The 23,486-nt window shown below is 42.0% G+C and carries 21 protein-coding genes; 6 read left to right on the top strand and 15 right to left on the bottom strand.

The window, feature by feature from the left end; translation table 11 throughout:
• Positions 1 to 226: 226 nt before the first annotated feature.
• The 7 genes from KSMBR1_RS09230 to KSMBR1_RS09200 all read right to left on the bottom strand — a co-directional run bounded on the left by KSMBR1_RS09230 (position 227) and on the right by KSMBR1_RS09200 (position 8,455).
• Complete coding sequence (locus KSMBR1_RS09230; protein WP_099325065.1) at positions 227 to 1,387, bottom strand: restriction endonuclease subunit S; 1,161 nt, start codon at positions 1,385 to 1,387, stop codon at positions 227 to 229.
• Positions 1,377 to 2,417, bottom strand: coding sequence for a RelA/SpoT domain-containing protein (locus KSMBR1_RS09225; RefSeq protein ID WP_099325064.1), 1,041 nt, complete (start codon positions 2,415 to 2,417; stop codon positions 1,377 to 1,379). The genes KSMBR1_RS09230 and KSMBR1_RS09225 overlap by 11 nt, the downstream gene beginning before the upstream one ends.
• Positions 2,414 to 3,868, bottom strand: a complete 1,455-nt coding sequence (locus tag KSMBR1_RS09220; protein WP_099325063.1) for a class I SAM-dependent DNA methyltransferase — start codon at positions 3,866 to 3,868, stop codon at positions 2,414 to 2,416. The genes KSMBR1_RS09225 and KSMBR1_RS09220 overlap by 4 nt, the downstream gene beginning before the upstream one ends.
• A 206-nt stretch (positions 3,869 to 4,074) precedes the next feature.
• Positions 4,075 to 4,941: a DMT family transporter gene (locus tag KSMBR1_RS09215; protein ID WP_099325062.1), complete on the bottom strand. Its 867-nt coding sequence runs from the start codon at positions 4,939 to 4,941 to the stop codon at positions 4,075 to 4,077.
• Positions 4,938 to 5,426, bottom strand: coding sequence for an adenosine-specific kinase (locus KSMBR1_RS09210; RefSeq protein WP_099325061.1), 489 nt, complete (start codon positions 5,424 to 5,426; stop codon positions 4,938 to 4,940). The genes KSMBR1_RS09215 and KSMBR1_RS09210 overlap by 4 nt, the downstream gene beginning before the upstream one ends.
• Before the next feature lie 39 nt (positions 5,427 to 5,465).
• Complete coding sequence (locus KSMBR1_RS09205) at positions 5,466 to 6,953, bottom strand: M16 family metallopeptidase (RefSeq protein ID WP_099325060.1); 1,488 nt, start codon at positions 6,951 to 6,953, stop codon at positions 5,466 to 5,468.
• The gene (locus tag KSMBR1_RS09200; protein ID WP_099325059.1) at positions 6,950 to 8,455 is read right to left on the bottom strand and encodes a M16 family metallopeptidase; all 1,506 of its coding nucleotides are present in this window, start codon (positions 8,453 to 8,455) and stop codon (positions 6,950 to 6,952) included. The genes KSMBR1_RS09205 and KSMBR1_RS09200 overlap by 4 nt, the downstream gene beginning before the upstream one ends.
• Positions 8,456 to 9,270: 815 nt before the next feature.
• Between KSMBR1_RS09200 and KSMBR1_RS09190 the strand changes: the two genes are divergently transcribed.
• Positions 9,271 to 10,215, top strand: a complete 945-nt coding sequence (locus KSMBR1_RS09190; RefSeq protein ID WP_099325057.1) for a TlpA disulfide reductase family protein — start codon at positions 9,271 to 9,273, stop codon at positions 10,213 to 10,215.
• Between the two features lie 169 nt (positions 10,216 to 10,384).
• On the opposite strand, the gene KSMBR1_RS21960 is transcribed toward KSMBR1_RS09190, so the two are convergent.
• From KSMBR1_RS21960 to hisS, 5 genes are all read right to left on the bottom strand, one after another.
• The gene (locus KSMBR1_RS21960; RefSeq protein WP_197705387.1) at positions 10,385 to 10,837 is read right to left on the bottom strand and encodes a hypothetical protein; all 453 of its coding nucleotides are present in this window, start codon (positions 10,835 to 10,837) and stop codon (positions 10,385 to 10,387) included.
• Between the two features lie 20 nt (positions 10,838 to 10,857).
• A complete protein-coding gene (locus KSMBR1_RS09180; protein WP_157820502.1) occupies positions 10,858 to 11,886 on the bottom strand; it encodes a tetratricopeptide repeat protein in 1,029 nt (342 codons plus the stop codon).
• A gap of 97 nt (positions 11,887 to 11,983) precedes the next feature.
• Positions 11,984 to 12,388, bottom strand: coding sequence for a tetratricopeptide repeat protein (locus KSMBR1_RS09175; RefSeq protein ID WP_099325055.1), 405 nt, complete (start codon positions 12,386 to 12,388; stop codon positions 11,984 to 11,986).
• A 121-nt stretch (positions 12,389 to 12,509) separates the two neighbouring features.
• The gene (gene aspS / locus KSMBR1_RS09170; RefSeq protein WP_099325054.1) at positions 12,510 to 14,273 is read right to left on the bottom strand and encodes an aspartate--tRNA ligase; all 1,764 of its coding nucleotides are present in this window, start codon (positions 14,271 to 14,273) and stop codon (positions 12,510 to 12,512) included.
• 214 nt (positions 14,274 to 14,487) lie between these two features.
• Positions 14,488 to 15,798: a histidine--tRNA ligase gene (gene hisS / locus KSMBR1_RS09165; protein WP_099325053.1), complete on the bottom strand. Its 1,311-nt coding sequence runs from the start codon at positions 15,796 to 15,798 to the stop codon at positions 14,488 to 14,490.
• Between the two features lie 908 nt (positions 15,799 to 16,706).
• Between hisS and KSMBR1_RS09160 the strand changes: the two genes are divergently transcribed.
• The 5 genes from KSMBR1_RS09160 (at position 16,707) to KSMBR1_RS09135 (ending at position 19,306) form a co-directional block, all read left to right on the top strand.
• Positions 16,707 to 16,916: an addiction module protein gene (locus KSMBR1_RS09160; RefSeq protein ID WP_099325052.1), complete on the top strand. Its 210-nt coding sequence runs from the start codon at positions 16,707 to 16,709 to the stop codon at positions 16,914 to 16,916.
• Positions 16,913 to 17,209, top strand: coding sequence for a type II toxin-antitoxin system RelE/ParE family toxin (locus KSMBR1_RS09155; RefSeq protein ID WP_099325051.1), 297 nt, complete (start codon positions 16,913 to 16,915; stop codon positions 17,207 to 17,209). Before KSMBR1_RS09160 ends, KSMBR1_RS09155 begins: the two co-directional genes overlap by 4 nt.
• Positions 17,210 to 17,297: 88 nt before the next feature.
• Positions 17,298 to 17,891, top strand: a complete 594-nt coding sequence (locus KSMBR1_RS09150) for a hypothetical protein (protein ID WP_099325050.1) — start codon at positions 17,298 to 17,300, stop codon at positions 17,889 to 17,891.
• Between the two features lie 105 nt (positions 17,892 to 17,996).
• Positions 17,997 to 18,734 (top strand): malonyl-ACP O-methyltransferase BioC, encoded by a 738-nt coding sequence (locus KSMBR1_RS09145; protein WP_099325049.1) that lies wholly within the window; start codon positions 17,997 to 17,999, stop codon positions 18,732 to 18,734.
• 329 nt (positions 18,735 to 19,063) lie between these two features.
• Positions 19,064 to 19,306, top strand: coding sequence for a DUF2283 domain-containing protein (locus KSMBR1_RS09135; RefSeq protein ID WP_099325048.1), 243 nt, complete (start codon positions 19,064 to 19,066; stop codon positions 19,304 to 19,306).
• On the opposite strand, the gene KSMBR1_RS23375 is transcribed toward KSMBR1_RS09135, so the two are convergent.
• The 3 genes from KSMBR1_RS23375 to KSMBR1_RS09120 all read right to left on the bottom strand — a co-directional run bounded on the left by KSMBR1_RS23375 (position 19,253) and on the right by KSMBR1_RS09120 (position 23,296).
• Entirely contained in the window at positions 19,253 to 19,450 is a 198-nt protein-coding gene (locus tag KSMBR1_RS23375) for a nucleotidyltransferase domain-containing protein (RefSeq protein WP_419469888.1), read from the bottom strand. The genes KSMBR1_RS09135 and KSMBR1_RS23375 overlap by 54 nt on opposite strands.
• A gap of 411 nt (positions 19,451 to 19,861) precedes the next feature.
• Entirely contained in the window at positions 19,862 to 21,880 is a 2,019-nt protein-coding gene (locus KSMBR1_RS09125; protein WP_099325046.1) for an ABC transporter ATP-binding protein, read from the bottom strand.
• A 207-nt stretch (positions 21,881 to 22,087) separates the two neighbouring features.
• Positions 22,088 to 23,296, bottom strand: coding sequence for an ABC transporter permease (locus KSMBR1_RS09120; protein ID WP_099325045.1), 1,209 nt, complete (start codon positions 23,294 to 23,296; stop codon positions 22,088 to 22,090).
• Positions 23,297 to 23,486 lie beyond the last annotated feature (190 nt).

The following is a 23,486-nucleotide window of genomic DNA, read 5'->3' as shown; positions in this document are numbered from 1 at the left end:
ATTCAGTGGACAATTGGTAATTGACAGCGGTCATGTGTCCATTCCTTGTTTAGTTGAGTTGATGATACGGGTTAACAGTTTCAAGAGTTCCTTGTTGTCGTTGATGGCCGACTCCGCTTCGCTGGTATTCAGGCGCTGACAACGTTCGGTAGCCGGTCCACTACCCGCACCGCGAACGTAAAACGACTTCTCTTTGACCACATTGCTCGTTTTCAATCACCCATTCTCAATTTTCCATTGTCAATTGTCCTGTGAACGCCTTTTGCAATACCGATTTTTTCAATTCGTCCAGGTCTGCGAGCTTTTGCCGGTAAATGGCCTCGAGCTTTTTGGTTTCGGCGGAAAGCGCATCGAGTTTGGTGACGATGGATTTTTGGTCTTTTAATGATTTTGGAAATTGTAGTAACACCTCTTCTAATGATGAATTTGAAATGACTGGTTGTGCTGCTTGCCTTGCATAATTTCGTAGATTCTTTAAGTTCAATAAATATGCAAGAAACGCATTATCAAAATCATATTTACAATCTGTTATTTTGAATCCATTATCAGTGAGCCAAATAGCCTCTTCTATATGCCTTACATTTCCGCATAAAGCTCCGACTCTACCTACAATTACATTGCTCCCTGATAGATTAAATTTATTATACATCCCCGCGATTCCATTACCACCATAAACAGGATACTTTCCATTCTCAATCATCATTTTGCTTGTTATATTATCGCCACTTTTTAATTTAAAGCATTCCCCCAATGTCTTCTCTTCCCACCCGTCCCCCGGATTGGCAAAGACACTCTGCAGATACGACGCAAAAAGCTCGCGGGCGTTTTGCAGATTCTTTTCGGTTTTTTCTTTTGCTGTGGCGATGGCGGCAAAAGCCTCCTCCAGAATGGCAACGATACGCTGTTGTTCGGGGAGGGAATTGGGATAAGGTATTTTTTGGTTTTCAACAAAGTCTTTCGGCACTCGTTTATGGCCAACTGCGCCAGTCATCACTTTTTTGCCGTCTTGCCTGAACTGGTCACGAGCTAAATAGTAGTACAAGTAATCAGGTATTACTTCGCCACGTGATCGAAAAATAATATATTCACTTGAGCCGAAACCAATACCATTCTTTAAATTGCGAGCAATTCCAATTTTGCCATTTTCGAAACAAGGCGTAATTTTTGCGAGAAGCACATCATTATCGGAAAAATACGTATAGCTTCCAGATACTTCTTTCAGCGGTCTTTCCTTTGTTGCAATAAAATTCTTTGTCAATATTCCCAAATCTTCCATAGGCACAAACGAGACAATGTCATCATCATTCAATCGGTCTCTTGCTTCTTTTTTTGGTGGTTTGATTTCACAAACCTCGCCGAGTTTTTTTATTTGCCAGTTAGTTTTCATATTTTTCAATTTCCTTGTTCACTATGTCTAGGAACTTTACAAATTCTTGTGTGTCCAAGAAATAATTAGGATACAATTTTCTTAGATTATTAATATCATCTACTGATACAAGAACAACTTCCGTATTATTATCATTCAAGTATTTTTTTTCTAATTCAGAATATTCACTATTTGCTTGATCTAACTTTGAGGCAGTGAATCTTTTTACAGTCAATGTCTTATTCTTAAAATTCAAGGATATAAGAAAATATTTACCTTTTTTATTTTCATCGTTCTGATCTGAAATCCTTGTTACCATTGAAAATCCTTGTAATTTGTCGCGCAATTTTAATTCATCTATTCTATTTACTGTATTTTTGAATAAAGAAATATCCATTTTTTTGTTTTCCAATAAAATAAATACTTTACTTATTTCTTTAAATAAATCTAATAGTTCTTTATCCCCAAAACTTTGTTTTAATGGTTGCCTGAGGTACGTGCCTATAACTTCAACTGCCGTCGCCCATGCGTGATGTATTTTTGTTCTAATCTGTATTTCAATTCGACACTGACTCGCATTAGGAGCATTTTTATTATATTTATAAATCAAATGAATGCTTCTGTATCCACTTTCTTTAGGGTTATTAATATAATCTATTTCTTTTAAAAGAATAGATTTGAAGGCGATTTGTGTCTCGCCAGCACGTATTAGATCTTTAAGCTTATATACTTCGTCAAGATTATTCAGTACGATACGCAAACCACCCACATCCTGCATCTGCGATAAAGACATCTTTTTCTGGATTTTTAATTTATTGACAATTGATGGTGCTCTTTTTAATCGTTGTGAAATTAGTACATCACCAGAAATAATTTCAGACTTTCTTTGCAAAGACACTCTAAATACAATAAGAGGGTGGATATGTAATGATCGAAAGTTTTCTAGAATTTCTATAGCTTGATCCTTGTTCATCTTTTGATCAGGCACGCCTGACAAAACACCACCAGCTTTATCAATCTGCCTTTTTGAATATTTTAGAATAGCTCTCATAAAATCCTTAAAATATTTTTGAAAATCATTTCACTCTCTTCATCCAGCGCCTTCATCTCGTCCAAAATTATTCCCGGTTCACGTAGCGCGGGTTCATCTTTTTTATGCGGATTCTTCACCGACAGGCCGAATGTGGTTTTATCTACATCGGCCACATTCACCGACCATGAGTTTTCCGAATTGGCCTTGGTCTTTTGTAATTCTACAAACTCCGCCAGATCGTTTTCGTTCAACGGGTTGGTCTTGCCGAGTTTTCTGTCCAGATTGAGCTGATAAAACCAGACGTTTTGAGTTGGTACGCCTTTTTCAAAAAACAGCACCACTGTTTTGACGCCCGCACCGGTAAAGGTGCCGCCGGGCAGATCCAGCACCGTATGCAGATTACAACTTTCCAATAACAGTTTGCGCAAAGATACGGACGCATTATCAGTGTTGGAAAGAAAGGTATTCTTAATCACCACACCCGCTTTTCCGCCCGCTTTCAGGATTTTGATGAAATGCTGAAGGAACAGAAAAGCCGTTTCGCCGGTTTTGATAGGGAAGTTCTGCTGCACCTCGGTGCGTTCCTTACCGCCAAACGGGGGATTGGCAAGGATGACGTCGTAACGGTCTTTTTCCTGGATATCGGCCATGTTTTCCGTCAGCGTGTTGGTATGCACGATGTTGGGCGCTTCGATGCCGTGCAGAATCATGTTCATCGTGCCGATGATGTAGGCGAGCGACTTCTTTTCCTTTCCGTAGAAGGTTCTTTTCTGAAGTGTCTCCGCATCTTTGGTGGTTAGGTTCTTGCTGGTTTTCAGATATTCAAAAGCCTCCGCCAGGAAGCCCGCCGAAGCGACCGCGCCGTCATACACCTTGTTGCCGATGGTGGGTGCAACCACCTTCACGATGGTTTTTATGAGCGGACGGGGCGTGTAGTATTCGCCGCCGTTTCTGCCGGCGTTGCCCATATTCTTGATTTTGTTTTCGTACAGGTGCGACATCTCATGCTTCTCAGCGTGGGAGCGAAAGCGGAGTTCATCGATACGATTAATGACTTCGCGCAGGTTATAGCCGCTCTGAATCTTGTTTTTCAGCTCGCTGAAAATCTCGCCGACCTTGTATTCGATGGTGTCGGCGCTTTCGGCTGACGTTTTGAATTTTTTCAGGTAAGGGAACAGCTTGTGGTCAACAAAGTCTTTCAGGTCATCGCCGGTAAGCGCCTTATGATGATCGATCTTGCCGTCTTTGCCTTTGGGCACTGCCCAGACTTCCCATTTGTATTGTTTGTCAATAATACCTTCATAGTATTTACCGGCAAGCTCTGCCGCGGTTTTCTTATCCTTCTCAAAATCATCCAGATATTTCAGGAAAAGAATCCACGAGGTCTGCTCCACATAGTCCAGTTCGCTGCTGCAACCGGCGTCTTTGTGGAGGATGTCGTCTATATTCTTGAAGGTTTGTTCAAACAAGGCGGTTTCTCCCGGGTAAAAATATTTTCACTTGCCGTCCGGCATTAAACTGCATAATTATGGTATAGCAGAATTCTGACGTCATAGCATGAGACTGGGACTGCCACACGAGCAATCCTGACCACGGGGAATCTTAGCTGTTTTTCAACATTGAGTCAATAACTACGTATGGTGTCCCCCGAATTCCGGAACAGCTCAGGGCTGCCCTAAAACAAGAGAATAACAATAACTCCTGCAAACATTACCATCCCCCCGACAAGTCGTTCGGCAATATTTTTTTCTTTAAACAAAATTGCCCCATAGAGAATGCCGAAAAGCAGACTCGTCCTTTTCACCGAGATGAAATAGGGGACTTCTGTTAATGTCACCGCGTAGAAGTGGCTGACCGTTGAAAACACGATCAACAATCCTATTAAAATAAAGATAGCGAGATGAGAACTCAACGGCTGTCTTATTTTGCCATTATTTTTCCACAGAAGAAGAGGAAAAAGAACTAACGACAGGAATGGAAAATAGGTTGCTGAAAAAAACAACGGGCTGGAATGCTGGATCGCCAATTTCCCCAAATTGGAGGTAATGCTGTAGATAAAGGCGACAATGATCATGTAAACAGAGCCGCGTTCCCTCAAAATTGCCTTAAACGGCTGCAATATTCCCTGCCGGCTCATTTTTACATTAAGCAAATACGCACCCAATGTGACAAGCAGTACACCGATAATGCCGTGCTTATGCAGCCTTTCGCCAAGGATGATATTTGAGGTTACTATTAAAAACCCCGGACTTAATGCAAGGAAAGGCAATGTCATTGACAACGGTGAAATTTTTATCGCCTTCATATACAATATGAGTGCGGTTGTCTCCAACGGGACAAGGAAGATGAGAATAAGAAAAAAGATGTGGTCCAGTGTTGGTATTTCTATGAAAGGCAGGAAACACAGCAAAAACGGAGAGGCAAATCCAATGCGCACCCATAAAACAATATACTCGTTTTTTTCTTTTAGAACCTTTTTGCTCAGTGCATCAGCGGTTGCCACGCAAAATGCACAAAAGAGAGAAATGAAAAGCCAGTTCAAGGGAGCTTATATCCTATTTTACGCAATAGTTGTCTTCTGTCCCTAATATCTTTTTCAGTTTCGGTCCCTGCCGGACTATATCCGTCAACTACGCCGATTATGCCGTTCCCCTGCACTGTTTTGGCCACAATAACCTGAAGGGGATTGGCGGTAGCACAAAAAACAGTACACACCTCTGGACATAATTTCAGGGCATTTAATACATTTATGGGATATGCCTCTTTCATTAGGATTACAAATGTATGGCCTGCGGCAATGTTTTTCGCATTTCTTGCGGACGTCTCCTGCAGATATTCATCGTTCCCCTCGATTCTTATAAGCCTGGGGCCGGAAGCTTCGCAAAACGCAATGCCAAATTTTATTCCCGGCGCTGCATTTATAAGGGTTTCGTAAATATCCTCTGCCGTTTTTATGAAATGGGCCTGGCCGATTATTATATTTGCCCCCTCCGGCAGCTCCATTGTTATCGCCATTGTTTCAACCATGGTTTATTCAGCCTCGTTTTTTGCGGGTATTTCCGGAGCTTACTCCAACAAGACCTCGTTGACCTTGCCGAAAGTGTCAAGCGGTTTGTCAAATTTATCCTTATTTCCAACAACAAGGATGCAGATTTTGTCCGGGTGTAAATATTTTTGTGCCACCCTTTTTATGTCTTCAACAGACACTGCCTGGATATTATTCTCATACGTTTCCAGATAGTCCAGCGGCAGGCCTTCGTATTCAATATCTACCATTTGCGCAACAATGCTCGCGCTTGTAGTAAAACGGAAAACAAACTGATTTAAGAAAGTCTCTTTGGCATGCGTTAATTCTTCATTGTCTACCGGTGTGGTGCGCATTCTTTCGATTTCCTCCAGCGCAATTGAAATAGCGCGATTGGTGGATTCCAGTTTGGTCTGGCACATTACATAAAACATGCCAAGGTCCTGAGATGTTTGAAAACTGCTAAATGCTGAATAAGCAAGCCCTTCATCGGAACGTATCCTGCTTGTTATTCGGGCATTAAACCCTCCGCCGCCAAGAATAAAATTCATAATCTCAATGGGGAAATAGTCAGGGCTCCTCCTGTGTATCCCCAGGTGCCCCATGATGACGTTTGCCTGATTGATGTCTTTATATACGTAGTTTACCGATTTGTTTAGTTCGTATTTGACCTTTGGTATATCAGGGATAATGTTTTTCCCCTTTTCCCATCCCTTAAAAACCTCATTCAATTTACTAATCATCGCTTTTCGGTCAAAATCGCCGGAAATGCCAATTATTATATTGTTCGGACGGAAAAATTTTTTATGAAATGCAATCATGTCGTTTCTCGTAATTTTTTCTATGGATTCCAGAGTGCCGTCCACTCTTCTGCTGTACGGATGACTGCTTTCATAGAGTATCTTGCGAAATTCTCTCCCTGCGATTTGCTGTGGCCGGTCGTTTTCCCTTCGGATGGATTCAATGGTTTCATCCTTTTCCATCCTTATTTTGTCTTCGGGAAATGCGGGATTTCTCAGCACGTCGGCAAAAATCCTAAGCCCTTTGTCCATGTCTTTTTTAAGCACGGAGAGGCTTGCACCGCCTGACTCTCTGCCTATAAAAGTCTCCACTGAGGCTGCTATGAATTCCAGTTCCTCATTCATTTTGTCAGGCGGCATGGATACCGTGCCACCGCTCCGCATAACATCTCCCGTCAAACTTGCCAGCCCGGCCTTTTCCGCTGGTTCATAAATAGCCCCTGTTCTGATTCGCGCCGTTACATTTATAATCGGTAAATCATGATTTTCCAGCAAGTAAAGGATTACGCCGTTATCCAACACCAGCCTCTCTGCCTTTGGAGGATTAAAGCCGAGAGGTGCAAATTTAAATTTTGATAATATCCTTGCTCCTTCGGATTTAGGCTTGCCGGAGGAGGGAGGTACCTCTTTTTGGTGCTCCGCACGTAGTGTCCGGAAATTGTTTATAGAAAAAACACATACGAAACAGACTACACATATAATAAGATGCTGATATCTTTTTATGCTCACTTTGCACTCTCCCCATTTTCTTTCTTAACCAACATAGCAACGGTACGGTTTTTCTTTATCAGATATTTCTTTGCAACCCTTGTGACATCCTCAGCAGTGACTTCGCTTACTTTTTCCAGAACGGTGTTAATATACCTCCAGTCGGAAATAATCTCATAATACCCTATCTCACTGGCAAGGCCGGAGGCACTTTCCAGCCTTCGTATGAAGCTTGCCTCCAATTGATTTTTAATCTTTTGCAACTCCCATTCAGATGGAGGCTTGGTTTTGAGCAATTCTACTTCCTCATAAAACGCCGCCTCTACCTCTTCAACGGTATGGGGGGCTCTGGGGGCGGCATAAAAGGTAAAGGTTTCCGGAAATCTTCCGACGCCAATGCCTGCATTCGCCATTACTGCAATGCGTTTTCCCTCGATCATAGATTTATACAAACGCGATGTTCTTCCGTCAGAAAGAAGGGAACTCAATACATCCAATGCATAGATGTCGGGGTGGTCTATTCCCGAAATGTGATATGAAATAGCCATATAAGGGTTCGAATCAAACTCCACCTCTATCCGCCGCTCTCCCTTTTGCTCAGGCTCAGCGGTCTTAACTTTTGGCGGGTCAGGCTGGCGGGGAATATCGCCAAAATATTTTTCAATCAGTTTTATTGCATCATCCTGCTTAAAATTCCCTACCATCACAATCACGGCATTATTCGGGGTATAATATTGTTCAAAATACCCGGCGGTTTCCGCCTTTGTTAGATTTTGAATATCTGAACTCCATCCTATTGTGGGCAAACGATAGGGATGCGCAATAAATGTTACCGCATTAAGTTGTTCTATTAATGCGCCAAACGGGCTTGTTTCCGTTCTTGTCCGCCGCTCTTCCATTACAACGTCACGTTCGGAATAGAATTCCCTTAATACGCGGTTTTTCATTCGGTCTGATTCGATAAAAGCCCACAACTCCAGTTTATTTGCGGGAATGTTGCAGATATAGAACGTGCCGTCAGAAGATGTTGCAGCATTTAATCCGACCGCACCATGTCGCAGGTAGAGGGAAAATATTTCATCCTTTACCGCCAAATCCCGCAGTCTTCCCCTTGTCGTTTGCAATTCTTTTTCTAATGCGGCAATTTTTTTCTTGTCATGGAGTTCTTTTCCGGTTTCCCATGCAATTTCTGCTACCAGCGCGTCTTCTTTTTCAAGCAACGGTTTTTCGACAGCATAATCTTTCGTTCCAAATATTTTTGTTCCCTTAAACATCATGTGCTCGAAGAGATGAGAAACGCCGGTAATACCAGGCCTTTCATCCACAGAACCTACCCGGAAATTAATCCGAAGGCAGACAATAGGCACCTCGTGTTTCTCCAGCATGAGCAGCTTCAGGCCGTTCCCGAGAACGTGTTCCTTTACGTCTAATTTGAGCGGTTCGGCATGCGCCTTCAGTGAAATAAGAAAGATGACTAAAAAATTCACGATTGCAAAAGATATGAGACGTTTCGTTTGTATCATTTTATACGTACTCCCGGTTATTCATCTGATAAAAATATAGATAATGGTTTTAAAAATATCGGATTATAAAAAACATGGCATCCGTGACAAAAATCTTTTTATCGAAAACATGAACACTGTCTGTAAATATCAAATTAATAAGAAAACCACCAGTTTCATTCTAAAAGGAAAGACGGCTTTTTTGCAACGTAAATTTTAAAACACACCTTTTCTATAAGCATTGTAAAAAACGTAACAAGTTCGTTTTTTAAAAAATTCCAACGATAGCCGCGTTTGTCATATAGTGTTAATAATTTTACCGAAAATGAGTCTTGAATAAAGGATGTATTCTGTGTTAGCATAGCCCGCTGTCTTGTATTCTTTTTTAACGTAAGGATTGCGGGAACTTTTCAAATTCATAGCATGTTAATACGAACGTGTAAAATATTTCCCCCCTCCTTCCCTTATTTCTTTTCAATATAAATCAGGCTTTAGGCGGCTTTCTGAAAAATAGATTTATTGTAACATTTTAGTTTTTTTAAAAAGTAAGGGCGAAGCATTTGCACGTTTGGGTATGAACGCATTCATGACAATTTATAGCAAATGCTTTGCCCTCAGACTGTTGCCATGTTTTGTATCCTTGCTGACATAGAAGGCAAAGCTGCAAACCCAAAATAGTTCAACCGCGAAGAACATGAAGGCCGCGAAAAAAACCCGCAAAAAATAAGCTTTCACCGTGTAGTACTATAGCAACTGCAATTCTTGAATTGCCGCTATATTACAGGCGTTATTTTTTTAACATCACATTATCCATAGGGACTTTAGGAGTTTATACCATGAAGAAAAATTGTCTTTTTGTTGTAACAATAATTTCGGCACTGTTTTTTTCTTTTGTAAGCCAGGTATCTTTTGCAAAGGAGCTTGCACATAATCAGGAAGCTGCAAAACAACTTGAATTGCTAAGAAAAAACCTGAGCGGGTTAACGGAAATGAAATTAAAAGATGCTGAAAATTTCTACAAAGATTTCCTTAAGGATTTAAAAAAACTGGAAAAAAAATACGAGGGAACCTGGGAGGGTCTGGAAGCAACCTTTTTTATCGGTAATGTGTACAACATGACGAGAAAATTTGATGAGGCGGTAAAATGCTTTGATACTGTATTGAGTCAGGAAGGGGTCGACAAAAATTTTAAGGCGCGAACGCTTTATTTTAAAATACAGGCCCTTCTGGGTAAGGGTGACGTTGTAAATGCAAAAAAAACTATTGCGGCATTAAAAGAAATAGAACCCCAGGCTGCCGCCAGTTTTAGAGGAGACTTGAGCAACACTACACAAATGGGTGTGGAAGCCCCAATGTTCAGCGTAAAGGATGTAAATGGAAAGACTGTTAACCTGGCGGACTACAAGGGCGAGGTTGTTCTCTTGTTTTTCTGGGCGACATGGGCAGAACCATGCATCCAGGAATTTCCGAAGATCATGAGAATGTACACCAATTTGGGAAGTCAGGGGGTGAAATTCATAGGAATAAGTCTGGATAATGATCTTGAAAACCTTATAAGTTTTATGCAACAAGAACGGTTTGATTGGCCGCAGATATTTGACGGAGAACAATTTAAAGGTGAACTGGCCCAACTTTATAATGTGCAGAATTTACCCTTGATATATGTATTAGACAGGAAAAGCAAGGTACGCTATATTGGAAATGAAATTCGTGGAATAACAATGACTGTTGCAGCAATCCTTTCCGAAACCGAATCTGAGGATATACCTTCATTCAGGTAGTGGCGATAAGAGCTTTTACTCTGCGGAAGGAAGCATACCGGGGTGCATACCGCTTTTATAAAAGAGCGGGATGCACCCCTTTTTAGTTGCAGCAAATGCTTCGCCCCTACACTATGAGGCAAACATCGCTATTATTGGAATTTTTCAAAAAACTACGATGTTCTGAAGATTACGGAAATCCCTCTATGCCAAGTTGTTTGCTGAATTGTATTACCAGAAGTAAAATACCAAATACAATAATCGCAATTATTAATACCCAGTCTTTTTTCTTCTTTTTTACCTCGCCGGATTTTCCAGGGAAGACAATGGCAGATGCTTCTTTTATCGATTTCTTCACTTCAACTGCCGGCGGCGCATAAACCGTCTGAAGCGGTGTTTGCCCCTCCGATTGTTGTTGAGACATTAGCCGTTCTTCTTCCTTACCAGCAATGTGTTGCGGAAGAGTTTTTTTGCCCTTCTGAGGCCTTGTTTTTTTATAGAGGTTTTTAGATGAGGGAGTATATCCGGTTTTGGGCTCTCTTTCACCGACCTCTTCGTGAGAAGAAGTCAAAAATTCGCCGCAAAAACGGCACTTAATAGCTTCGTCCTTAATTTCTTCTGCACAAAAAGGGCATAGTTTCATAGTTTATATCCTTATTATACTCAGACATTTCCCTTGTCGTTACTTCTCGGTTTAGAAAAATAAATGCATAGCGCCGCAGCAACGCATAACCAAATTTGAATTACCACTACATAATATACTGCACCCTTTACCAGTTTTGCAAAATAAGATTTTTCCGTTGCTCCGTCGCTTCTACGGAAAGGATTTTTAATCAAAAATGAAGCCGTGGATTTTAATTTTCTAATGAAACCCTTCAGGGTAGGATCGTCGCCTTTGTAAGATTTTTTATATTTGGCGGCAGACTCCGTATCGAGATGCGGTTTATATTTCAGTTCAACCGACGGACTTTCCGGTCTTAAAGGCCTTGTTTCCGGTACAACCGGCGGAGATTCCGGCGGAACAACAACAGAAGGCGATTGTGCCTCTTTTTTTTGCGGTTTCACAGGTACTACGGCAACGGGTTCCGGTTGCTTTTTCACCTCCGTTTTCGCAACTTCGGCCACGGGTTCTTTTTCAGCCGGCTTGGATTCCGTCACATGCGATTCCGGCGATTTAGTTGTTCCCGATGGGGTTATTTTTTCCGGCACTGGCCTTGCCACTTGTTTTGTTTCTGCCGGTTCTGCTGGTTTCTCTTCCTGTTCTTTCGCAGGTTCCTTTTCTTTCGCAGGTTCCTTTTGTGCGGGAGCCGTTGGTTTTACCACCTGAGGCGAACCACCCGACATTGACTGCATACGGTCTTCTATCAGTTTGCGGTATTTTAGGAGTTCCTGTTCGGCTTTTTCACTCATGCCCAGTTTTTTATATGCCAGCCAGAGCCGTTGATATGCCTCCACATAATTAGGTTTGATTTCCGTCACCTTCGTAAATGCTTCAACGGCTTTTTGGAATTTTTCCTGGCGGAAGTATATGCTTCCCATCCCAAAATGAGCCTCTGGGTGATTGGGATTCAAAGTTATTACCTTTTCCAGCAATACCAGAGATTCATCCAGTTTCCCCAGCTTGTACAGATTGTACGCATCCAGGTAAAATTTGTTTGCTTCGCTATTTGCGTCGGCAAATACAGAAGACATAGTAAAAATGCCAACAAATATGAATATAGGAAATAGTCTTAAATAGTTCTTCATAAAAAAATGTTAACACTTTTGCAAAAACTATACAAATTAAATTTTATTCGTTTCCTTTCAATTTTTCATAAGAACCTAAAGCCTTTTGTGCTTCTTCCTCCATGCCCTTTTTCTTGTAAACCTTATACATTTCCTGATAAATACTTATAAGGTCAGGTTTCATCGTTAGCGCAATTTTCAATTCCTGCAAAGATTCATCGGGCAGGTCTTTTTTGTTGTATATCATGCCCAACGCGGCATGCGCCTCCGCAATGTGAGGATTATTACGCAATGTCTCTTTCAATAAATGAATGGCGTCGTCGTATTTCCCCTGCTGCACATATTCTCCAGCCATTTGCAGGTACGATAATGAATGGTGTTGGCGCTTCAAATATATATAAAAGCCAACTGAAGTTAGCAGCACGACAAATGACGCGCATAGAATCATAATAAGCATTTTTTGTTTCATAAATATTCTTCGGCGTATCCTTCCTTTTTCCTGAGGTCTTTTCTGAAAAACCAGGACATTCTCCCTTTAGTGAAAATATCCTCCTTTCTATAAAGGTTCATTTTAATACCCGGCAAAATATTCAGGCAAGGCTTATGCCCAGTTCTTTTAATTGTTGCGGGTCTGCTTCAGAAGGGGCTTCCGTCATGGGGCAGGTAGCTTTCTGTGTTTTTGGAAATGCGATTACTTCCCGGATATCGTCAAGGTGCAACAACAATGCAATCATGCGGTCAATTCCCAATGCAATTCCGCCATGGGGCGGTGCTCCGAATTTTAACGCATCCAGCAGAAATCCAAATTTCTGATACGCATCGTTATCGTTTATCCCCAGCAGGCGAAACACCCTTTTCTGTATTTCAGGGGAATGAATACGAATACTGCCTCCTCCAAGCTCCACGCCATTCAGCACGAGATCGTATGCCCTTGCCCTGACTTCCAAGGGTTTTTCCTCCAGGAAAGGAATATCTTCAGACCGGGGCGAGGTAAACGGGTGATGGAGGGCCACGTAACGTTTCGCATCTTCATTATATTCGAACAGCGGGAAATCAACAATCCATACAAAATTAAATTCCTCTGCATTGATAAGATTGTTTTTATGACCAAGATGCGTCCGGAGATGCGCCAGGGATTGGGATACGACCTTTTCCTTATCCGCAACAAACAGGAGCAAATCACCGGCTTTAGCATTCATGTGCTGCTGAATTTTCTGCAATATTTCCGGAGGAAAAAATTTAGTTATTGAGGAAACCAGACCTGTTTCTTCCACTTTGAACCAGGCCAGCCCCCTGGCGCCAAACTGGCTTACAAATTCCGTTAATTCATCTATATCTTTTCTCGAATAATGCCCGCACCCTGCCGCGTTTATCGCCCGCACCTGCCCGCCGGAGTTAATTGTCTCTAAAAAAACCTTAAAGTTTGATTCTTTTACAATGTGAGAAACATCCTGTATCCTCATACCGAATCGTAAATCAGGGGCGTCGCATCCATAGGACGCCATGGACTCCTGATACAATAATCTGGGGAACGGCAGGTTGACCGGTTTCCCCACAACCTTTTCAAAAATCGCAGCAATCAGCCCTTCGATAACCTGTATAATATCCTCCTCATCCACAAAAGACATTTCCATATCGATTTGGGTAAACTCCGGTTGCCGTTGTGCGCGGAGATCTTCGTCCCGGAAACACCGGACGATTTGAAAATAGCGGTCAAACCCTGAAACCATAAGCACCTGCTTAAATAGTTGCGGAGATTGCGGTAAAGCATATACCTTGCCATGATTCACCCTGCTGGGAACCAGATAGTCCCTGGCGCCCTCGGGGGTACTCTTTGTCAGTACAGGCGTCTCAATATCAATAAAACCCCGTGTGTTAAAATATTCACGTATAGTCTGGCACACCTTATGACGGAAAATTAAATGCGTTTGCATTTCTGAACGTCTCAGGTCCAGATAACGATATTTCAGCCTTAATTCTAATGAAACGTTGGAATTGTCAATGATTTCAAATGGCGGCGTTTCGGATTTATTAAAAATTTCAAGCTCATCGGCAAGCACCTCTATCTCGCCGGTAGCTAAATCCGGATTGACGGTACCGGCGGGCCTGGCAGCAACCTTTCCCTTTATTGCGATAACGTATTCAGATCTTAATTGATGTGCAAGTTCACATGATTTATTTGCCGTGTCAGGATTAAAAACCACCTGGGTAATTCCCTCTCTGTCCCTGAGATCGATAAAAATTACTCCTCCGTGGTCCCGAACGCTATCTACCCATCCCATCAAAACTACCGTTGAATCGACCTCTTTTAAGCGCAACTGTCCACACGTACACGTTCGCTTTAATTTAGACATGTGTTTACTGCCTCCTGTGGATTACAAATTTCTCATTTAAAATGGTCCGAAAAAAAATAATGTGTCTTTATTGCAAGGAAGATTCAGGGCGGGATTTTTGTTGTGAAGAGAGGGTTGCAATACCGTTGATCTTTATCTAAAAATTCCTTTTTGCTGTATCGCGTGTCTTGCTATTCTTTAACTACGGACGTGAGACTAAATTGCGCTTGCCGGTTTATCGTTTTTGAAGGAACCAATTGAGTATCTCATCCTGCCTTACGATAACCTCTTCGCCCGTTTCCATTATTTTTACCTTAACATTACCCCTTTCCAATTCATCAGGCCCCAGCACCAGAACGTATTTTACCCCCAGTTTATTTGCAACACGCATTTGTGCCTTCGGACTCCTCCCTTCATAATCCAGATCCGCGGAAATACCGGACTTTCTCAAAAGGTTGAGCAGGTAAAAGCAATGCTTTTTGATCTCCTTGTCGATAGAAACGATGTAAACCGTTGGCGCAGGCTCGTTAATTTCGAGATGAACAGGCTGTTTTTTTTTGTTTAATACATTTTGCATCGCAAGAATAGTTGCCTCCATTCCTATCGCAAACCCGACAGCACCGATGGAAGGCCCTCCCATATCGGCGATCAGATTGTCGTACCTCCCGCCGGCGCAGATTGCATCGCGGGCACCTAATGAAGAATGGGTAATTTCGAAAACCGTTTTCGTATAGTAATCCAACCCTCTCACAAGATGCGCATCCGCAATATAAGGGATGCCTATTCCCACCAAGGCTTCTCTGACGCTATTTGCATGAATACGGCATTCTTCACAGAGATAGTCATTCACAGGCGGCAGTTGATGTGTTACTTCCTTGCATTTTTCATTCTTGCAATCAAGTATACGAAATACATTCCTGTGAAGCCGTGATTGGCAAAGTTCGCATAATGCAGTCTCGCGCTCGCAGAGGATGTCCTTTATGATATTTCTGAATACCGGCCTGCATTCATTACAACCTATTGAATTGATCTTCACATTGTAACCTTTCAACCCGATACGCTCAAAAATCCTCACTGCAACACCAATCGTTTCTACGTCGAGTAATGGGTCGTTTGCGCCAACCGCTTCTATCCCCATCTGGTGGAACTGGCGAAGTCTGCCTGCCTGAGGGCGTTCTTTCCTGAATTGCGGACCGATGTAATAGTACTTTTGAAATTTTTTTGTTTTGTGCAGTTCATATTCCAGATATGCCCGCATAACAGGCGCGGTATTTTCAGGACGCAATGTTATGCTCGAATCTTCACTGTCTGAAAAGGTATACATCTCTTTTTCCACAATATCAGTCGCCTCGCCTATGCTTCTTACAAAAAGGCGCGTGTCTTCAAAAACCGGGGTGCGGATTTCATAGTATCCGCATAATTCGAACTCCTGACGGCCCGCCTCCTCCAGTTTCTTCCACAAATCCCAATTGCCTGGCAAAACATCTTCAGTGCCTCTGGGGGCTTTAAATACATATCCTGATTTCTTATCGGTTTCTACGTTCATGTTTCATTCTCAACGTTTATAAATTTTCGTAAACAATCAATTCTTTGCTTTTATCAAAGCTTTCTTATACTGTATTTCAATACGGGTAAAACTTTGCCTTCTTCATATATCACCAAAGATGATTTAACGCAAGTCCCTTTCCATATACAGCGCTTCATACTGAAAACTCACGGGCATTTTATTCGCCGGATTCCCGTGTATCACTATCGTCATGTTTTATGAAAAACTACCGCATTCAAAGATCTCACAACAGATAAAAAACTTCTTTAATCTTCTCCTGATCTGTAGAAATCCGTACTACTATCCATCAACTTCTTGTTTTTTATGCTAGTTTTTCAAACTACACAACCGTAAGACATTGATTAGATGAGGCTTACGTAAAGTTTGGAGTATTGGGTTTTTTGTCATTTGAACTTGTTTCATATTTCGACATTCGTATTTCGAATTTGGTTGCGGCCAAAGGCCGCGCCAAGTAATCTGTGGATTATTTATTTTCACTTCACTCTGTGACTTTTAGGCCATGGATGTTTCATTTTACTTTGCGATTGTAAAAATGCAAGCGAAAGCTGTTTCGGTCACTCTACCGGTCATTCAGTGGTATTGAATATATCGTTTGATCCAATCACCGTATGATCGTTCTTTATGGATGGATATAATAATGCTTAAGCCTCATTATATCTTTCGCTTCATCTGGCAACCTCCCCCTTTTTTGTTTGACATCTTTTTCTCCTATCCTACAATGTATAAGAAATAAAATTATAAAGTAATTTTTTAAAAACTACGCGACAATTTTACCTGATAATAGTGTTTTTCTCAAGCCATCAGGGCAATTGATTGTGATAATCAATGGTCCTGTTTCAAAATATTGTGAGTCAAATACTGTTAAAATATAAACGGAGGAAGTAACGATGACAGCTTATTTACGTAATCTCCCGATTGAAGAGAGGATAAGACTGGTTGAGGATATCTGGGATAGCATTGCTACTGATCAAGCGGCATTGCCATTAACCGATGAACAAAAAGAGGAACTTGACCGACGCTTGAATGCTTACGAATCGGAACGACTTAAAGGCCGCTTAGCCGGTGAAGCAATATCTGACATTAGGAAACGATTGTGAGTCTTAAGGTTTATCTTCGACCAGAAGCTGAAGCAGATATTGAAGATGCTGCGACGTGGTATGATAGGCAACGTAAAGGTCTTGGCCAAGAGTTTCTTGATGACGTTCTTGTTGCATTAGATACAATCTCAGAAAATCCGAATATTTACCCCGTAGTGCATAGGCAAAGTCGCCGTGCTGTAGTGCGCCGATTTCCTTTTGGGATATTTTATCGAGTCGATGAAGACTCGGTTGTGGTACTTGCCGTTATGCATGGCAGTCGTCATCCACGGCACTGGAAAAAAAGAACATAACAAGGCAAATTCGGCCGACGCCAAAAAGCGGCGCGGCTGATTTGCGACGTTGGCTGAAAACCTATAAAAGGAAGAAAGTAAAACATATATGAATATTCCAGATACAGAAAAAAAGATTAAACAGCACATTTCAAGTTATAAAAGCTCCTTGAATAAAGAAAAGAAAACTTATGGTTCAATCAATGACGGTGCTGGTAAAAGATATTTGCTTTTCTGTCTTTATTTTTTACTCGGTGATCTGAAAAAATCATCGACATACATTGAATGGTACGAGAATGAATTCCCAGATGATAGCGGAGAACCGATTCAACTATTATGTTGGGCAATCATGCTGTATCAAATGGGTAAAGCTGGTGAAGCAAAAATCAAATTAGCTGAATTAATGCTTTCAAATTTATACTTTATACCAAAAATCATTGGTATAGAGATACCTGAATACAACATATGGCACTCTTCAAACGACTGCGAAAGCGATTATTTTGAATATACACCCTCGCAAATCCTTGACAATTTGTCCGTTACAGAAATCAAATGGATCTCACAACTCTATAACTCTTCAGAATTCATAAAGATCAGAAACCGATATGTTGAAATCTTCACTGAACTTAAAGACGTTAAGGATGTCGCATGTAGACGGGTTTTACTTGAGGAATCCTATAAATTGCTGAGTATATTAACGTGATTCAGCTAACAAAAAAATGCACTTGACCGGAACTAGCAGCACGTTTTTTTCTTTAACACACCGGAGCCGGCCAGTGATTTTAACCGTTAGACAGGCAGGCCATTTATGGGATTTACGCTCGACAAAGTTGTACCGTGGGGGCGTTCGTATGACGAATACATCCGCATGTTCGGCCTCACAGAGGGCGATCTGGTGCTTCATATTCTCGGCTGCGGTGATGGCCCTGCCGCATTCAATTCCGCACTGAGCAAGCGCGGTGGTAACGTCGTCTCAGTCGATCCGATCTATGTTTTTGATACTGCGCAGATTAGAAGCCGCGTCTCTGATACGTATGAAGCCGTGATGACACAAATGCGCAAGAACAAAAACGACTACGTTTGGGGGAGAGCTATTCCGTCAGTGGAACAACCCGGGAATGTTCGCATGTCAGCAATGGAAATTTTCCTTGCTGACTTCGAAACAGGAAAACAGGAAGGCCGATACATTGCAGGGGAGTTACCGTCGTTACCTTTCAAAAGCGGACAATTCGACATCGCCTTATCGTCTCATTTTCTATTTTTGTACAGCGCCCACTTATCGGCGGAGTTTCATCTTCAGGCTCTTCAAGAAATGTTGCGTGTTGCTCGCGAAGTGCGTGTGTTTCCACTGCTTGCGCTCGATAGCACGCCATCATCCCACCTTGATTTTGTGAGCAAACACCTTGAGAATCACGGCTTCGGCGTTGAGGTCAAGCGTGTTCCTTACGAGTTTCAGCGAGGTGGCAATGAAATGCTGGCTATTAAACCTGTGTATAACCCTGTATTCGAGAGGGACTGCGCAAAAGTGCGCAGCCCCTCAATTTGAACGTTATGGGCCTAAAATAATAAAAATAAAATAGAAATCATTAAAGATTACCAGAATCGAACTATAAGATTTACTGGTGACAGAAAAGACCATATTGAACAAGATCATCCTGAAATGCTAAATCAATATGATAAAATAAAGGACACACTTAAAAATCCTTTCATGATCGTAAGATCGAAAACGGATAATGAAGTAGAGTTGTTTTACAAAAAATACTCCAGAACCCCTGTTACCGAAAAATATCTCGGTGTTGTCATAAAATCATGAATTGATGACTCATTTATTATTACTGCATACTTTACAGATACAATAAAAAAGGGGGGAATATTATGGGAAGAGAAATAAAAGTATGGTACGACCAGGAAGGGGATTACCTTGAAGTGTTGTTTGATAGGAAAGAAGGTTTTTTTAAAGAAACTGAGAATGATGCTGTTATGGAAAAAGTAGATAAGGATGGAGAAGTTATTGGTTTTTCAATATTAAAAGTAAGCGCATTAAAGACACAAAAACCCATTTCCTTAATTCTTAAACCTGATTATCAAAAAAAGACTATAACAAATAGTTCTACCTAACCTGCTAGATATTAGATATTTGCGATTTTTCAAAGTCAAAATTGTCAAATCAATATCAGAGCCATCCTTGTAATTTCCTATAGCACGGGAGCCACAGAGAACCACTTGCTCAATTCTGGAATATACAGCAAAGCAACGATTGATAGCTTCGATATGCTGTTATTTTAATTCGAACATGACTACTGTTGTAAAAGTAAAATCAGTTTGTTTTAAAAAATTTGGTAAGTATGCAAGATTTATCCCCTTTTTCGTAACATTTCAGCTTTTTGAAAAATTCACGGTATAGAAAAAATACCATGTCGCCCCGTTAGGGGCGGTCTGTTTGTAGCACAATAAAATTCAATAGAGTAAATAGCTCCGTAGGAGCGGCCTGTACGTATTCAGGCAGACCTGTTTAATATGGATTTACAAGAGACAGGTCGCTCCTAATTGCAGAGACAGGTTTCAAACCTGTCTCTACGATCTGTTATAATATTCTATTTTGCTACAAACAGGCTGCTCCTACGGAGCTTATAGGTAATACATTTTTTAAAAAACTAAAGTGTTACTCTTTTTCTACCATTCCATGGTTTGCCGGAGTTCTTCTATATCTATGACCGGTTCGGGGTTTTTCATGTCTTCTCCGGTTTCGGTTTCTGGTTTCGGTTTTATTTTTTCCTGAGTATCGAATTGCATCTCAAAGAGCTTTTTGTACAGTCCATTATTCGCAAGAAGTTCCTGATGAAGACCTGCCTCGACGATCCTTCCATTTTCCAAAACAACAATCCTGTCTGCATGGAGAATCGTTGATAATCTGTGGGCAATAATAAAGGTTGTTCTGTTTTTTATCAACCGGTAGATGGCATTCTGGATGAGCTGTTCCGTTTCCGTATCTACGGAGGAAGTAGCTTCGTCCAGGATCAGTATTCTGGGATTTGCAAGGATGGCCCGCGCGATTGCGATGCGTTGTTTCTGTCCACCTGAAAGTTTTACCCCACGCTCTCCTATAATGGAATAGTAACCATTCGGGAGCTGCATGATAAAGTCGTGCGCATTTGCAGCTTTCGCAGCATATTCAACGTCTTTATCCGAAGCGTCCGATCTTGCGTAAGCGATGTTTGTTCTTACCGTGTCGTTAAAAAGAAAGGTTTCCTGAAGCACCATCGCCATTTGTTTTCGCAGAGAATGCAGGGTGACGTTTTTTATATTATACCCATCAATAAATATGTCCCCCTTTACCGGGTCATAAAACCGTGGCAGCAGTTTGGTCAGCGTGGTCTTTCCGCTCCCGCTAGGCCCTACAAAGGCAATCATTTGGCCAGGGCATGCAGTTATATTAATATCCGTTAACACCTCTTTGTCCTTCCCGTACATAAAGTGTACATGTTTGAATTCCACAAATCCCTGTACCACAGGCAATGGCAGGGCATCCGGAGCGTCTTGCAATTCTACGGGCGTATCAAGCGCTTCAAAAACACGTTCGGTTGATGCAATAGCGCGCTGCACCTGATTATAAAACCGCGTCAGCCCGGTAATAGGACCATACATCATTTGCAGGTAGGGAAAGAAAATAACAAACGTTCCCGCAGAAAGCTGCCCCTGCAGCACCTTGTATCCTCCCAGACAGATAACAGCCACTGCGCCGGTCTCCGTTATTAAATCAACCGCCGGCCGCAGGGTATTCACAAGCCTAAGAATGCGGACGTGAAGAAAGTAGTTCTCGTAGTTTTTGTGTTTAAAACGTTCCAGTTCTTCCGTCTCTTTCGCGAAACCCGCTATGACACGAATACCGGATATATTGTCCTGAATAAGTGCATTAAGATCGCCCGTCTTTTCGCGTAACGAGCGGAAAATCCTTCTGATTCTTTTCCCGAAACTATAGGTACAGAGTGAAATAAAAGGACATACAAACAAAACGATGCTGGTAAGCTGCCAATCCAGTTTCATGCAAAAATAAATAATCCAGAAGAATTTGAACATATCGGTAATGAACGTAATCACCGGACCCACAATCGCCTGTTCCAGTGAATTCACATCGTTCATAATTCTGCTCATAATGTCGCCGGTTTTGTTATTTTCGAAATAACTTAGTGGGAATCGCTGGATATGGCCATAAAGCTGATTCCGCATGTCATACACAAGCCGCTGTCCAAGCTCCGAGGTAATATACCCATGCGCCAGTGATATACAACTGCTTATTGCGTGCAACACGAGAAAACCCGAGGCAAGGAATACGAGCGTAACCATAATGTAATTATACTCCAGGAACCAATGGTTATGAATATATCCTGACATTTTCAGCAACGGTTTTGCAACGGGAATGGAATATTTCTTTTTAAGAACCGGTTCATCGCCAGACATGTTTGCCTTTTGTGCGGGTAGAGACAACGCATGCGTTGTCTCTACATTCCTATTAGCATGGCGGTCCGCCATTCTTATTTCATCAACCGCTATCCCCAATATTTGAATAGGCAACACGGCAACAAAAGCGCTGATTATTGAAAGCAGCAGAATGACAATCACCCTCCGCCAATATGGCTTCAGGTAGCATAACAATCTTACGTATGTGCCTTTTGAATGGAACTCTTTTTTCATAGACGGCTATTATAAGCAAAAAATATCTTTTTGCGTAGCACTTTAGTTTTTTGGAAATTGTCATACATATTTTTGTGCAACATGGGTGGCACGGACAAACGTTGTTTGTTCGTGTGGGGTTTGGATACAGGCTTAGTTCAATGTTCAATGTTAAATGCACATGAGCGACAATTTGAGAGTTGAATGTTGAACATTTTGTAACATTTCTTATTCGTACCTGAGCGCTTCAATAGGATTCAGCCTTGACGCCTTTCTTGCGGGATAGTATCCAAAAAATATACCTACTATATTGGAGAAGAGAAATGCTATTGCCACTGGCAATGGGGTGAGCATCGAAGGCCATCCACCGTAAAGTGAAATAGCATTTGAAAAGACAATGCCGGAGATTACGCCGATAATCCCGCCGATGGAACTCAATACTGTCGCCTCTATCAGAAATTGAAGAAGGATATCCCTTTCCTTCGCCCCAACCGCCATCCTGATGCCTATTTCCCTCGTTCTTTCGGTGGTGGAGACAAGCATGATATTCATTATCCCGATACCTCCCACAACTAAAGAAACAGACGCGATACTCCCCAGCAGTATGGTCATTGTGCGGCTGGTTTCCGTCATTGTGGATGCATATTCGACCTGGCTGATAATCCGGAAGTCATCTTCATCCCCAGCCCGCAGCCGGTGGCGCTCTCGCAACAGATCGGTAATCTGCCCGATAGCCCTGAAACGTCCCGTCGCGGTATACGAAGAAGCAAGGATAGCGCTAACATGTGTAACGCCCATAATCTTTCTCTGAACGGTGGTATACGGCATAAGCACGGTATCGTCCTGGTCTGTACCCATCGGAGACTGCCCTTTCGCCTTTAATACACCAATTACTTTGAACGGGATATTGTTAATGCGTATCCACCTGCCCACCGGGTCGAGAGACCCGAATAAATTCACGACAACCGTTTGCCCCAATACGCATACCTTTGCCATTATCTTGACGTCCTGCGATCTGATAAACCTGCCTGCCTCCAGCTCCCAGTTCCGTATAATCTGATAATCCGGGTGAATGCCTACAATGCTTGTTGACCAGTTTTGGTTTCCATATACCACCTGGGAAGCCGTTCGTAAATTCGCCGATACATGGCTTACCTCCCGGCATTCCTTCGCTATTGCCGCTACGTCTTCCGCAGTGAGGGTAATGGTTCCTTCCGTTCCCCTGGCGGCGGTGTGAGAAGTGCTGACAGGGATAATAATGAGTACGTTTGTGCCCAGGCTTTCTATTTGTTTCTCAATCAAGTCCTTCGCACCCTGTCCGATACCTACCATGACAATTACCGCCCCCACTCCGATAACGATACCAAGTATTGTAAGTGAGGAGCGTAATTTATTCCTTAATATGGCGCGTAACGCTATTTTTAATACAGGCGGCATGCTGCAAAAAACCTTTCATTAAATTGCTCTTCGGATTCATACATAGGGGATTTCGCCATTAAATATATAGTGCGGCAAAGCCGTGACCAAAGAGAGTTTAACCACCTTGTCATTGCGAGGGATCCAGCATGTCATTGCGAGGGTCTTTTTCCGAAGCAACCTCGCAGTAAACACGCTCTTAACCACGTAG

It is taken from the genome of Candidatus Kuenenia stuttgartiensis (assembly GCF_900232105.1).
Classification (GTDB): domain Bacteria; phylum Planctomycetota; class Brocadiia; order Brocadiales; family Brocadiaceae; genus Kuenenia; species Kuenenia stuttgartiensis_A.
This window is presented reverse-complemented; position numbering and strand designations above follow the sequence as displayed.